The sequence below is a fragment of the Janthinobacterium sp. LS2A genome (assembly GCF_036543145.1).
In the GTDB taxonomy this organism is placed as follows: domain Bacteria; phylum Pseudomonadota; class Gammaproteobacteria; order Burkholderiales; family Burkholderiaceae_D; genus Janthinobacterium; species Janthinobacterium aestuarii.
In genome coordinates, this window is record NZ_JAZHPB010000001.1 from 50,947 (window position 1) to 63,377 (window position 12,431).

At 62.9% G+C, this 12,431-nt stretch carries 10 protein-coding genes and 4 tRNA genes; 9 read left to right on the forward strand and 5 right to left on the reverse strand.

Going from position 1 to position 12,431, the window contains the following annotated elements:
- Positions 1-126: 126 nt before the first annotated feature.
- The 4 genes from V3C40_RS00230 to V3C40_RS00245 all read left to right on the forward strand — a co-directional run bounded on the left by V3C40_RS00230 (position 127) and on the right by V3C40_RS00245 (position 4,526).
- Complete coding sequence (locus tag V3C40_RS00230; RefSeq protein WP_072453002.1) at positions 127-1,782, forward strand: methyl-accepting chemotaxis protein; 1,656 nt, start codon at positions 127-129, stop codon at positions 1,780-1,782.
- Positions 1,783-1,859: 77 nt separating this feature from the next.
- The gene (locus tag V3C40_RS00235) at positions 1,860-2,624 is read left to right on the forward strand and encodes a transporter (RefSeq protein WP_331776122.1); all 765 of its coding nucleotides are present in this window, start codon (positions 1,860-1,862) and stop codon (positions 2,622-2,624) included.
- 90 nt (positions 2,625-2,714) lie between these two features.
- A complete protein-coding gene (locus V3C40_RS00240) occupies positions 2,715-3,212 on the forward strand; it encodes a hypothetical protein (RefSeq protein WP_331776123.1) in 498 nt (165 codons plus the stop codon).
- A gap of 15 nt (positions 3,213-3,227) precedes the next feature.
- A complete protein-coding gene (locus V3C40_RS00245) occupies positions 3,228-4,526 on the forward strand; it encodes an NAD(P)/FAD-dependent oxidoreductase (protein WP_072453008.1) in 1,299 nt (432 codons plus the stop codon).
- A 42-nt stretch (positions 4,527-4,568) separates the two neighbouring features.
- Here the strand turns inward: V3C40_RS00245 and V3C40_RS00250 are convergent, their stop codons facing one another.
- On the reverse strand, positions 4,569-5,084 hold the full coding sequence (locus tag V3C40_RS00250; RefSeq protein WP_331776124.1) for a DUF6265 family protein: 516 nt from the start codon (positions 5,082-5,084) through the stop codon (positions 4,569-4,571).
- Positions 5,085-5,161: 77 nt separating this feature from the next.
- The gene (locus tag V3C40_RS00255) at positions 5,162-5,875 is read right to left on the reverse strand and encodes a sensor histidine kinase (protein ID WP_331776125.1); all 714 of its coding nucleotides are present in this window, start codon (positions 5,873-5,875) and stop codon (positions 5,162-5,164) included.
- A gap of 282 nt (positions 5,876-6,157) precedes the next feature.
- On the opposite strand from V3C40_RS00255, the gene V3C40_RS00260 reads away from it, so the two are divergent.
- Positions 6,158-6,553, forward strand: a complete 396-nt coding sequence (locus tag V3C40_RS00260) for a hypothetical protein (RefSeq protein WP_034754991.1) — start codon at positions 6,158-6,160, stop codon at positions 6,551-6,553.
- Positions 6,554-6,628: 75 nt separating this feature from the next.
- Here the strand turns inward: V3C40_RS00260 and V3C40_RS00265 are convergent, their stop codons facing one another.
- Positions 6,629-7,618, reverse strand: coding sequence for a GGDEF domain-containing response regulator (locus tag V3C40_RS00265; protein ID WP_070301992.1), 990 nt, complete (start codon positions 7,616-7,618; stop codon positions 6,629-6,631).
- A gap of 305 nt (positions 7,619-7,923) precedes the next feature.
- The gene (locus V3C40_RS00270) at positions 7,924-10,431 is read right to left on the reverse strand and encodes a hybrid sensor histidine kinase/response regulator (RefSeq protein ID WP_331776126.1); all 2,508 of its coding nucleotides are present in this window, start codon (positions 10,429-10,431) and stop codon (positions 7,924-7,926) included.
- Positions 10,432-10,856: 425 nt separating this feature from the next.
- Between V3C40_RS00270 and V3C40_RS00275 the strand changes: the two genes are divergently transcribed.
- The 4 genes from V3C40_RS00275 to V3C40_RS00290 all read left to right on the forward strand — a co-directional run bounded on the left by V3C40_RS00275 (position 10,857) and on the right by V3C40_RS00290 (position 11,484).
- A tRNA-Arg gene (locus V3C40_RS00275) sits at positions 10,857-10,933 on the forward strand.
- A gap of 82 nt (positions 10,934-11,015) precedes the next feature.
- A tRNA-Arg gene (locus V3C40_RS00280) sits at positions 11,016-11,092 on the forward strand.
- Positions 11,093-11,170: 78 nt separating this feature from the next.
- A tRNA-Arg gene (locus V3C40_RS00285) sits at positions 11,171-11,247 on the forward strand.
- Positions 11,248-11,407: 160 nt separating this feature from the next.
- Positions 11,408-11,484, forward strand: a tRNA-Arg gene (locus V3C40_RS00290).
- Positions 11,485-11,539: 55 nt separating this feature from the next.
- Here the strand turns inward: V3C40_RS00290 and V3C40_RS00295 are convergent.
- Positions 11,540-12,415, reverse strand: a complete 876-nt coding sequence (locus V3C40_RS00295) for an AraC family transcriptional regulator (protein ID WP_331776127.1) — start codon at positions 12,413-12,415, stop codon at positions 11,540-11,542.
- Positions 12,416-12,431 lie beyond the last annotated feature (16 nt).

Genomic DNA, 12,431 nt, shown 5'->3' on the forward strand with positions numbered 1-12,431 from the left:
GGGGTGTGTTGCTTCAAATCAATGAATTGTTGCTTAGTGACAATCCGAGCATTTTAGTGACTGTTTTTTCCTTATATTCAAGTCATACGCTTGAATTATTGGCTATCGTCTTGCCTAGGAGGAAACATGTTGAATCAAATGAAAGTGGGGACGCGCCTGCTTGCAGCCTTCTTTTGCGTCGCGCTGATGGGAGCCATCGTGGCCGGCATCGGCATTTTCAACATGGGCAAGATCGATACCATGGCGGGGCAGATGTACAACCATGAGTTGCTGGGACTGTCGTACATCAAGGAAGCCAATATCGCCCTGATCAAGGTGGGCCGCGCGCGCAGCAATTTCCTGCTGGCTACCACCAGCGAAGAGCGCGCCGGGCGCCAGGCCGATATCGCCAAATACCTGGAAGAGAACAAGAACAACCTGGCCAAGGCCCAGCCGCTGTTCGTCACGCCGGCCGCCAAGGAGCTGTTTGCCCGCTTCGCCACCGTTGAGGCCGAGTATGTGAGCACCTTGCAGCAGTCGCTGGCGCTGGCGGCGGCCGAGCCGCTGGCGCAGCGCAGCGCGCAGCTGACGGCGCTGCTGGCCAAGACGCGCCAGCACGCCGATGAGCTCGATGGCGTGCTCGATAAATTGTCATTGCAGAAGGAAGCGCGGGCCAAGGCGGCTGCCGAGCAGGCGTCCGGCGTGTACCAGGCCAGCCGCAGCTTCATGATCGCGCTCGTGCTGGGCAGCGTGGCGGCCGGCCTGGCGCTCGGAGCGCTGATCACGCGCGGACTGACGCGCCAGCTCGGTGGCGAACCGGCGTATGCCGTCAAGATCGCCGGCGCCATCGCCGAGGGCGATCTCACCGTCGAGATCCGCACGGCCAGCCACGACAGTGCCAGCCTGCTGTTTGCCATGAAAACCATGCGCGACAAGCTCGTGGGCATCGTCAGCCAGGTGCGCTCGGGCACGGACACCATCAATACGGCCTCGGGCGAAATCGCCCAGGGCAACCTCGACTTGTCGTCCCGTACGGAAGAGCAGGCCAGTTCGCTGGAAGAGACGGCGTCGTCGATGGAGCAGCTGACGTCGGCCGTGCGGCAGAACGCGGACAATGCGCGCCAGGCCAATGCGCTGGCCGGCGCCGCGTCCGACGTGGCCGGCAAGGGCGGCGCCGTGGTGGGGCGGGTGGTGCAGACGATGGAATCGATCAATGCGTCCTCGCGCAAGATCGTCGACATCATCAGCGTCATCGACAGCATTGCCTTCCAGACGAATATCCTGGCCTTGAACGCGGCCGTGGAAGCGGCCAGGGCGGGCGAGGAGGGGCGCGGATTCGCCGTCGTGGCAGCGGAAGTGCGCAACCTGGCGCAACGCTCTGCCAGTGCCGCCAAGGAAATCAAGACACTGATCGGCGACTCCGTCGAGCAGGTGGAAATCGGTTCCAGACTCGTGCATGACGCGGGCAAGACGATGGATGAGGTGGTCACCAGCGTGCGCCAGGTGGCCGACATCATGCAGGAAATCACGGCCGCAAGCGCCGAGCAAAGCGCCGGCATCGAACAAGTCAACCAGGCCGTGCTGCAGATGGACCAGGTGACGCAGCAAAACGCGGCTCTCGTGGAAGAGGCGGCGGCCGCCGCCGAATCGCTGCAAGACCAGGCGCAGACCTTGACGGAACTGGTGGGCGTATTCCGCCTGCATGCCCAAGCGCAACAGATGGCCGTGCCAGCGGCCAGCAACGTCATGCCGCTGCGCCGGTCAGCGCCGGCCGCCAGGCAGGACGTGCGGCGCCTGGCCTGATAACGGCGGGCCCGGGCGCAATCGGCGCGGCGGTGGTAGGCTGTCGCTATTGCGCGTTTGCCACTTCCGGATCTTTCATGCCGTCTCCCCGCTTGCTTTGCTTATCCTTGCTGCTGTCCCTGGCGCCGCTGGCGCAGGCGCAGCAGGGCGATCCCGTCCTGCCTTACCGGCCTTCCGTGGCCAGTCCCGCCCAGCTGCCCGTGCCGGGCCAGCTGGAATTCGAGGCAGGCGGACTGCTGTCGAAAACGGACGAGACGCGCCGCGCCAGCCTGCCTTACGCTTTCAAACTGGCGTTCACGCCCGAATGGGGCGTGCTGCTCGAAGGCGAGGGTGTAGTGCGTGCGCGCGACGGCACGAGGCGGCGCGAGACGGGCGTGGGCGACACGACGGTCGTGCTCAAGCGCGCCTTTTTGCTCGACAGCGCCACGGCGCTGGGCCTGGAGCTGGGCTGGAAGTTGCCCACGGCCAAGGACAGCATCGGTAGCGGCAAGAGCGACGTGTCGCTGAACGGTATTTTGAGCCGCGACCTGGGCGCCGTGCACGTGGACGCCAACCTGAACGCCACGCGCCTGGGGGCGTCCGACCCGGATACGGGCAGGGTGCAGACGGGCTGGGCGACCTCTTTTTCCACGCCCGTCAGCGGCCGCTGGGGCGCCACGGCGGAAGTGTCGGGCACGCGCTTGCGTGGCGCGGCGGCCACGGCGCAGCTGCTGCTGGCCGCTACCTACAGTCCCACGCCACGGCTGGCCATCGATATCGGCATGGCGCGCGGCTTGACGGCGGCGTCGCCGGACTGGTCGCTGTTCAGCGGCTTGGTCGTGCCCTTGGGCAAACTGTGGTGAGATTGCGACGGAGTTCCTTATGTGTCCTTGCGAACAAACAGTTAGTCACACAAGGTCTACAATGACGGCATAACTAAAAGGAGTGTCACCATGAAAACCCTGATTCTTGCCGCCGCCTTGCTGTCGGCAGCTACCGCTGCCGTCGCCCAGGTCGGCGTCTCCGTTACCGTCGGCCAGCCAGGCTTTTACGGACGTCTCGATATCGGCGACTATCCCGCGCCGCAACTGATCTATGCCCAGCCCGTCATCGTACAGCGCCCGCAATACTATTCGGCCCGTCCGATCTATCTGCGCGTGCCGCCCGGCCATGCCAAACACTGGTCGAAGCACTGCCGCAAGTATAATGCCTGTAACCAAGAGGTATATTTCGTCCAAGATAGTTGGTATAACAACCAATATGTGCCCCGTTACCGCCAGCAGCATGGCGACCATGGCCGTCCCGATTACGGCGACCGCGGCCGTCACGACTACAAGCATGATGACAAGCGCGACAAGCATGAAGGCAAGCGCGACAAGCATGATGACCATCCGGGCAAGGGTCATGGCAATGGCCGCGGCAACGGCAACGGCAACGGGCACAAGGATTAACAGGCAGGAGGATATTTGCATAGTAAAATCGTTATCGTAGGAGGAGGTGCGGGCGGCCTGGAGCTGGCCTGCAAACTCAGCCGTAAGCTCGGCCCCGGCCAGGTCACCCTGGTCGACAGCCGCCTGTACCACATCTGGAAGCCGTCGCTGCATGAAGTGGCGGCCGGCACCCTGGACATTCATCAAGAGGGCCTGTCGTACCAGATGCTGGCGCATGACAATGGTTTTACCTATGTCTATGGTCCCTTGATCGCGCTCGACGCCGGCTCGAACAGCCTCACCGTGGGCGCCATCGCCACGGACAAGGACGAGCAGCTCTTGCCGCAGCGCACTGTCAGCTATGACCAGCTGGTGCTGGCCGTGGGCAGCACGTCGAATTACTTCGGCGTGCCCGGCGCCAAGGAAAACACGATTTCCCTCAATGCCACGGAAGACGCGGAACGTTTCCGCTTGACCCTGCTGAAACTGCTGGCCATGGCCGAGCAGCGCCAGGGCGACGCGGGCCATCCCGGTGTCGACATCGTCATCATCGGCGGCGGCGCCACGGGCGTCGAGTTGGCGGCCGAATTGCGCGAAGCGAGCGGCGTGTATGCCGCGTATGGTTTTCAGAATCTCAACGCCATCAAGGATGTACGCATCACCCTGCTCGAAGGGGCGCCGCGTATCTTGGCACCGCTGCCCGAGCGCGTCTCCATTGCCGCCTCGAAACTGCTGCACCAGCATGGCATCACCGTGGTGACCGATACGCGCGTCACCACGATCGAAGCCGACAAAGTGACGGTGGCCAGCGGCACCAGTTATGCGGCCGACATCTGCGTGTGGGCCGCCGGCATCCGCGCGCCGGAATTCCTCGCCACTTTGGGCTTGCCGACCAACCGTTCCGGCCAGCTGGAAGTGACGGGCATGCTCAACGTGCAGGGCCATGCGAATATTTTCGCGCTGGGCGACTGCGCCGCCTGCACGGGGCCGGACGGCAAGCTGGTGCCGCCGCGCGCCCAGGCTGCCCACCAGCAAGCCGATTACCTGCTGAAAACATTCCTGCTGCAAGCGAAGGGCAAGCCGCCGCAAACGAAACCGTACGAATACCTGGACTACGGTTCGCTCGTGTCGTTCGGCCGCACCACCTCCGTCGGCACCCTGATGGGATCGCTGAAGGGCCTGAGCTGGTTCGTCGAAGGCTTTGTCGCGCGCATGATGTATGTGAGCCTGCACCTGATGCACCACAATGCCGTGCTGGGCAGCGTGCGCACGGCCGTCATGGCCATGGGCCGTTTCCTGATCAAGCGCAGCACGCCGCAGGTCAAGCTGCATTAAGCACGCTGATATCCGAGCAGAAAGGGGCCGCGAGGCCCCTTTTTATTTGCTGCGCGGAATTGGCGCCGCTTCGCAGCGGCCCCGCGTCATGGGGAAGTCGATAGTGGTGAGCTTGCCCTTCAAGGTGCCGGTAATGCTGGCGTGCAAGATGCGCTCGCTGTCGTGGCGGTAGATGATGCGGCTCGGGAAGTCATTGTCCAGGTTGGCGAAGATGAATTCATTCGGCTTGTCCTGGCGCAGCAGGTTGAAGATCACGGGCGGCTGGCCCGACGGCTGCACGATGTAGGCCAGCTGGCCCGGCTCGGTGAGGCGGATCTGCACGAATTCAAACGCCGTCGTCTTGCCGCCCTTGACGGTGCGGCTGGTGCCGAGGAGGGTGCCGCCGGCAGCCGTGCTCCATTGTTCTCCGGAACCGGGCTCGGCGCCGTCGACGTTCCAGCAGCCGGCCAGCCAGGCCAGCTTGTCCACGGTTTCCGGCGGCGGCACGGTATTGTCGGCGGCCTGGGCGGTGCCCATGGCCAGCAGCGCTGCCAGCAGGGTGGGGATCAGTCCTTGCATGCGGTCTCCTGTCGTCGAATAGTTCTGCGGTCCGGGGTGCCCCGGCAGTGTTCTGGCTTGATGCGGCCTGGCAAAGACTATTCTTTCGGAGCCACACGCGGCAAGACGACGGTCAGGGCCGTGCCGCCTTGCGGATTGGCCGCCAGGCTCAGGCTGCCACCGAGGTAATGCACGCGCTCGCGCACGGAGCGCAGGCCGTGCTTGCTCATTTCGACGGGCTCGCTGGCGGGCAAGCCCACGCCGTCATCCTTGACGGTCATCATCAGCGCTTCGTCATTGTCGTCGATGATGATGTCCACTTGCGTGGCATTGGCGTGCGCGGCGATGTTGCCGAGCGCTTCTTCCAGGGTGCGCAGCAGGGCTACGCCCACGTTGCGCGGGCAAATCAGTTCATCTTCGGGCAGGCTGCAGCGCACGGTGATGTTGTGCTGTTCGGCAAATTGCGTGGCCAGCTCGCCCAGCGCGACATTCACGCCGAGAAACTCGAGCTTGTCGTTCCACAGCTTCATCTGCATCTGGCGGTTGGTCTCGATCACATTGAGCAGCAATTGCTTCATGGTCGCCGCACGGTCGAGCAAGGCCGCTTCCTGCGGCATCTTTTGCGTCAGCAGCGACAGGTGCATGGTCAGTGCCGTCAGCGACGAGCCGAGGCTGTCGTGCAGCTGGCGCGACAGGGCGCGCCGTTCATTGTCCCAGCTGGTGTTGACATGGCCGAGCAACTCGCTGAGATCGGCGGCGCGTTCCGCATCGGCCTGGGCCGTTTCCTTGTTCGGATCTATTTGTGCGGACATAGCGCCCCGTGAATGGTGAAAGGTGGACCAAATTCAAGTTGTGGATCATACATGAGGATTTCATCGCGGGGCGCATGGATGGAAAATTTCTGTCTTTTCGGCAATTTTGATCTCCTTCCATCACTTTTATATTGTAGGCAATATTATCGTTTGCGCCAGCAGCTGCCGTTCCTGCCGTTACGTACGGCTGCGCACATACCAGGGCGCCGCACGCTGCCATAGTGGTGTCATGCATTTTCTCCATGCAGCACAGACCCGCTTACCGAAACGAAAGGACATGCCATGAATATCGATACCATCGTCGACCAGGAATACGCCGACAAAAGCTTCCGCGACATCGTCAATGCGCCCATCAGCGCCCTGCGCGGCGTCAGCCCGAAAGATGCCAAGGCCTTGCAGCAAGCGTTTGGCGTGCACACCGTGCGCGAACTGGCCAACCTCAATTTCGTCAAATGGGCCAGCGCATTGGCCATCCTGGCCGATGAAGAGGGCATGAGCGGCGAAGAGCGGGCCAAGGAAGAGTTGCTCGACGACGCCGTGGAAATGACCTTCCCCGCCAGCGATCCGATTTCCGTCGATGCCGGTATCACGCGCATCGAAGTGCCGCCGGAAACGGTCGATGCGCAAACGGACCACCAGCATGCGGGCCAGCATGAGGCAGCCGCTGGCAAGAAATAACGCATCCTGCGCATAAAAAAACCGGCTGGCCGTGAAGGCTTGCCGGTTTTTTTGCGTGCTGTGCGGTAAGAAAACTCAGGCGATCGACGGGACGTTGTTTTTTTGCATGTTTACTTGCGACTGCGCGGCGATCACTTCGTGCGGGATGCAGCAAAAGCGGTTCTTGCCGGCGCGCTTGGCTTCGTACAGGGCCGTGTCCGCCGCGCCCAGCAGCGAGTCGACGGTACTGGCGTCGTCCGGGTAGATGGCGATGCCGATGCTGGTCGACAGGCGCAGGGTCAGGTCGTTGATGAAATACGGCTCGGAAATGACTTCGATCAGCTTGGCAGCCGGTTCGCGCGCGTCGCCCTTGCCGGCCAGGTTGCCCAGCACGATGACGAACTCATCGCCACCGATACGCGCCACCGTGTCTTCCTTGCGTGAGGCGCCCACCAGGCGGGCCGCCACCATTTTCAGGATTTCATCGCCATAGCCGTGGCCGTAACTGTCGTTGATGGCCTTGAAGCCGTCCAGGTCCAGGTACAGGATGGCTGACTTGCCGCGGCTGCGGGCCGATTGCTGCAAGGTATGCTCGATGCGGTCTTCCAGCAGGCGCCGGTTCGGCAAGCCCGTCAGCGGGTCGTGCAGCGCCAATTCCTGCTGCTGCTTGCTGTATTGCGCCAGTTCCTTGTACAGCAGGCGCACTTCCAGCATGTTGTGGATGCGCTTGTGCACTTCCATCAGGTCGAAGGGTTTGCTGATGAAGTCGCGCGCGCCCGCTTCCAGGGCGGCGATCTTGAAACTCGGTTGGGCCGTCAGGGCCAGCACGGGCAGGTAGCCGCCATGCTCGATTTCCTTCAAGCCTTTCATGACCTGGAAACCATTGAGTTCCGGCATTTGCAGATCCAGCAAGATCAGGTCGTAGCAATGCTCCCGGTGCAGGGGGCAAACCTGGGCCGGACGCATGGTGGCCGTCACATTGGTATAGCCGGCATCGCGCAGGATTTCCAGCATCAGGTCAACATTGTCGGGTGAATCATCGACGACCAAAATTTTGGCTTTCAAAATCTCATCTTGGCTGGGCATGTAAGGTCTCGGTTATACGGTCTATGCAACGCTGGCTTCTACCGCAGATGATAGGCTGACGGCTGTGGAAAGATAGTAGCGCCTTGCAACAAGATAGGGCGCACAACAGCGCATGAGTTCGCTTCTGCCGTTCTCGCCGGCCAGGGCCGCCGTCTCCGGCCTGCCGTGCAGGTGTGCTTCTGCATTTCAGTGTAGCAAACTTTCGCTTAGTTGCTTGTAGGACAGTGCCGCGTCTGAAAGTAGGAAGGCTAACCCATGAAAATAGTCATTTTGTACTGCACTATGTATTTCTTTGCATCATCTTTTTAGGGTGGTGTATTGCGGCCCTGTTCAGGGCGGGGGGAAGTTCCGCGCTGCGCGGCCAGCTGCGCCACGGCCGCCAGCAGTTCGGCCGGGTCTATCGGTTTCGAGATCCAGGCCTGGAAGCCGCTGGCCAGCGCCCGCTGGCGGTCCTGCGGTTGCGCGAACGCCGTCAGCGCCAGTGCCGGCAGACTGGCGGCATCGGGGGAGGCGTGCGCACGGATTTGCGCCAGCAAGTCGAAACCGTCCGCGTCGGGCATGCCGATGTCGCTGACCAGCACATGCGGGTGCACCTGGTCCAGCAGTTGCAGCGCTTGCGCCACGCTGCCCGCGCCATGCACGTCGGCGTGGCTGTCGCGCAGGATGCGCGCCGTCAGTTCGCGCGCATCGGCCTCGTCATCGACCAGCAGCACCGTAACGCCGCGCAAGTCGTGGCTGGCGGACGGATCGCCGCCCTTCGGGCGCGCCAGCGCGGCCCGCGTCCCCAGGGGCAGGCGCACGGTAAAGCTGGCGCCCTGCATGTCGCCGGCGCTGCTGACCGTGACCGTGCCGCCATGCTGCTCCACCAAGTGCTTGACGATCGCCAGCCCCAGCCCCAGGCCGCCATGGCGGCGCGTGGTGGAGGCGTCGGCCTGGCGGAAGCGGTCGAACACGTGGGGCAGGAAGTCTTTCTTGATGCCGACGCCGTTGTCGGCCACCGTGATGGCCAGGCGGCTCGCCTCGCGGTGCACGCCGATCTCGACCCGCCCCCCTTGCGGCGTGAACTTCAGGGCATTCGACAGCAGGTTCCAGATCACTTGCTGGATACGGCTGGGGTCGCCCGTGATGGTGCCCGCATCGCTGGCGATGTTGCTGTGGATGGCGATGTGCTTGGCGTCGGCCGCCGGGCGCAGGGTTTCGATGGCCGAGGCGATGATGCTGGCGGGCACGATGGTTTGCAGGTCCAGCAGCACCTTGTCTGAGGTGATGCGGCTCATGTCGAGCAAGTCTTCGATCAGTTGCGCCTGCGCGCGCGCATTGCGTTCGATGCTTTGCAGGCCCCGGTGCAGGTCGGCCTGGTCGCGCGTGCCGCGCCGCAGCACCTGGGCCCAGCCCAGGATGGCCGACAGCGGCGTGCGCAGTTCGTGCGACAAGGTGGTGAGGAAATCGTCTTTCAGCTGGTTCGTGCGCTCGGCGTCGGCGCGCGCCTCGCGTTCGCTGTCGAGCAGCACCTTGCGCTCTTCGGCGGCGCGCGTGGCGGCCGCGTACAGGCGCGTATTGTCGAGCGCGACGGCGGCCTGGGCCGCGATGGCCGACACGATGCGTTCGCTGCGCGCGCTGAACATGCCCGCTTGCGGATGGCCGAGCAGCAAGCGCCCCAGCAACAGGCCCGAGCGCGAACTGACGGGCAGGCTCAGGCAGCTGCGCAGCGGCGGCGCGGCACCGGCGCTGGCGTCGGGCGCGGCCAGCAAGTCGTTCTGGCGCATGGCCGCTCCCTGGCGCAGTTCCGTGGCGATGGCATCGGCCTCGCGCAGGCTGATGCCGTTGACGGCGCGTGCCGATGGCAGGGGGGCGACGCTGTCGTGGACCTCGCCCGCATCGTCATAATAAAAGGCGCCGAAGCGCGCGCCGCTGATGCGCGTGGCCGCATCGACGGTTTCCTGCAGCAGGGCCGGCAAATCGAGGGTGCTGGCCAGGGCCGCGCCCGTATTGTTGAGCAACTCGAGCACGCGCGTTTCATCGCGCAAGGCTTCCTGCGCGCGCTTGACCTGGTCGACGTCGGTGCTCGTGCCAAACCAGCGCAGCAGCTGGCCGCCCTGGTCGCGCACGGGATTGGCGCGCGTCAGGAACCAGCGGTACTGGCCGTCGGCGCCACGGATGGGGAACTCCATTTCGAAGGGCGTGCCATCGCGTAGAGCAGCCTTCCATGCTTGCAGCATGGGCGGCAGGTGCTGCGCGTCATAGGCGATGCTCCAGCCGTCGCCCGCCATCTGCTCGGCAGTGGTGCCCGTGTAGTCGTGCCAGCGCTGGTTGTACCAGGCAATGGTGCCGTCGAAGCTGGCGATCCAGGCCAGTTGCGGGATGGAATTGGCCAGCGCGCGCAAGTCTTCCTCGCTGTGGCGCAAGGTTTCCTCGGTCGCCTTGCGCTGGCTGATGTCCTGGATATATGTGGTCAGTCCGTCGCTGGAAGGGAAGATGCGCACGTCCAGCCAGCGCCCCAGCGGCGGATACAGCAGCTCGAAACTGCTGCTGTGCTGCTGCGCCATGGCGCGCCGGTACTGCGTTTCCAGTTCCGTACCCAGCAGGTCGGGGCAGGCTTGCCACAGGTTCTTGCCCGTCAGGCTCGCGCCAGGCGCGTGCTGCGGCGCCAGCATGGCAGCGCCGCGCGTATTGAGGTAGCGGATGGTCCAGTCGCGGTCGAGCAGGCAAAAGCCGTCGGTAATACTTTCCAGTAAGTTGGACAGGCGCTCGTCGGAGAGGCTCAGCGGCGCTGATGGGGGAAGCAGGTCTTGCTCGCGGTCATGCTTGGCCATCGGAAATCCTGCAACAGTGAGTCTGCCGCACGGGCACTTGCCCCGCCGGGCCGCCGCTAAGCTCAGTTAAATAGGTCATGATGCTCAATGCCCGCCGTCATGCATTAGGGGAGGCACAAACGCCCCTGTCTGGCTGGTATTGTAGCCCCAAGCGGCGCGCCGCCACCGCACGCTTGCGCGCCACCTGCAGATAGCACTGGACAGGCTGGAAAGCAGTCCCTATAATCCCGCTTCTTTCGAGACAGCAACTTCTCGATTCGCTGGGCGCCACTGTGAAAGCAGAAGTGTCCACCGATAAAAAGGCGTGCGCTTTTTGGCAGTGAAAAGGTAGTCGATCATGCGGGGCGGTACTCTGCAAAATCAGCTAAGCGATTGAAAAATCGAACTTTTCAAAGCGAAATGAATACGCTATAATGTTTGCCTGCGCGGCTGTAGCTCAGCTGGATAGAGTACTTGGCTACGAACCAAGGGGTCGTGGGTTCAATTCCTGCCAGCCGCACCAGAATACTGAAAATCAGACTTTGCCTGGTTTTGTTGTAACAAGTTTCACCTCCATGTTGTTGATGGAATGTTGTCGAAGTTTTGCGGCTGTAGCTCAGCTGGATAGAGTACTTGGCTACGAACCAAGGGGTCGTGGGTTCAATTCCTGCCAGCCGCACCAGTATTGCCAAGACGGAGTTCGCTTCGTTTTGATGAAAGTTTCAAGCTTCGCGCCGTCCGGCGAAGTGTGTCAGAGTTTGCGGCTGTAGCTCAGCTGGATAGAGTACTTGGCTACGAACCAAGGGGTCGTGGGTTCAATTCCTGCCAGCCGCACCAGTATCAGCAGTAGTGAAAAAACCCGGAAAGTTCGCTTTCCGGGTTTTTTTTCGTCCAGATGGCGGGCAAGCGGGGGCCATGTTGGCGACCTGGGCAATTGTGAAATATCCGCACGGCGCCCTTTGCCATTCTGCAAAGCCCTGCTATAATCTTGTCTTAGGCGGCTGTAGCTCAGCTGGATAGAGTACTTGGCTACGAACCAAGGGGTCGTGGGTTCAATTCCTGCCAGCCGCACCAGAATATTGGGGGTCAGATTGTAAAATCTGATCCCCTTTTTCGTTTCCGAACGGATTTACGCCAAGTCTTTGGCGCCGCGCCGGTATTGCAGGCGAAACGCGCGCGGCGTGACGTGCTTGGCGGCGCGGAACTGGCGGTTGAAATGCGCGAGGTTGCGGTAGCCCGCCTCTTGCGCGATGACGGCAATGGCGAGATTGCTTTCGATCAGCTGTTGGCAGGCGCGCCCGATGCGCAGCCGCGCCAGGTACTCGCCCGGCGTGCAGTGCGCGTGGCGCTTGAAGCAGCGGTGAAACGCGCCCAGCGACAGGGCGGCCCGCTGCGCCAAGGTTTCCAGTGCGATCTCTTCCCGGAAATGCGCGTGCATGAAGTCAAACACGATGGCCATGCGCTTTTGCTGCCCATCGGCATGCACCGGCGCTTGCGCTTGTGAGGCCAGCGGCCGCGCGGCGCCATCGGCCGCCAGGTCCAGCAGCACGTCGAGCAGCAGCGGCAGGCGCTGCGGCACGGGCAGGGCGTTCAGTTGCAGCAGTTGATGGGCGCAGCGCGTGCTCGCGTCCGCTGAAAAATGCAGAGCCGGGCCGGCGCGGGCCGCCAGTTGCCGCACGCCGTGCAACTCCGGAAAACAGGCCACCAGCTGCTCCACCCACTCGAGCGAAAACCACACGACGACGGCCAGCATCGGTTGCGCGCTGTCGATGCGCTCGCTGGCCGACCACGTGTGCGGCAAATTCGGCCCCAGCAGCACCAGGTCGCCCGGTTCGAAGTCGCCCAGATGGTCGCCGATGTAGCGCTGCCCCCGCGCATTCACGGTCAGGGTCAGCTCGAATTGCGGGTGGTAATGCCAGATGAAGGGAATGGCATCGAGTTCGCGCCACAGCAAGCCCCAGGAGTGGCCCGTCGGGATCGTGACTTGTTCGAATAAAGGCGTCATCGTGACGTTTATTAGC

What these genes read in the sequence shown, in the direction of transcription:
- V3C40_RS00230 (WP_072453002.1), top strand. Translation starts at nt 127, where the DNA reads ATGTTGAATCAAATGAAAGTGGGGACGCGCCTGCTTGCAGCCTTCTTT.
- V3C40_RS00235 (WP_331776122.1), top strand. Translation starts at nt 1,860, where the DNA reads ATGCCGTCTCCCCGCTTGCTTTGCTTATCCTTGCTGCTGTCCCTGGCG.
- V3C40_RS00240 (WP_331776123.1), top strand. Translation starts at nt 2,715, where the DNA reads ATGAAAACCCTGATTCTTGCCGCCGCCTTGCTGTCGGCAGCTACCGCT.
- V3C40_RS00250 (WP_331776124.1), bottom strand. Translation starts at nt 5,084, where the DNA reads ATGCAAGGACTGATCCCCACCCTGCTGGCAGCGCTGCTGGCCATGGGC.
- V3C40_RS00255 (WP_331776125.1), bottom strand. Translation starts at nt 5,875, where the DNA reads ATGTCCGCACAAATAGATCCGAACAAGGAAACGGCCCAGGCCGATGCG.
- V3C40_RS00260 (WP_034754991.1), top strand. Translation starts at nt 6,158, where the DNA reads ATGAATATCGATACCATCGTCGACCAGGAATACGCCGACAAAAGCTTC.
- V3C40_RS00265 (WP_070301992.1), bottom strand. Translation starts at nt 7,618, where the DNA reads ATGCCCAGCCAAGATGAGATTTTGAAAGCCAAAATTTTGGTCGTCGAT.
- V3C40_RS00270 (WP_331776126.1), bottom strand. Translation starts at nt 10,431, where the DNA reads ATGGCCAAGCATGACCGCGAGCAAGACCTGCTTCCCCCATCAGCGCCG.
- V3C40_RS00295 (WP_331776127.1), bottom strand. Translation starts at nt 12,415, where the DNA reads ATGACGCCTTTATTCGAACAAGTCACGATCCCGACGGGCCACTCCTGG.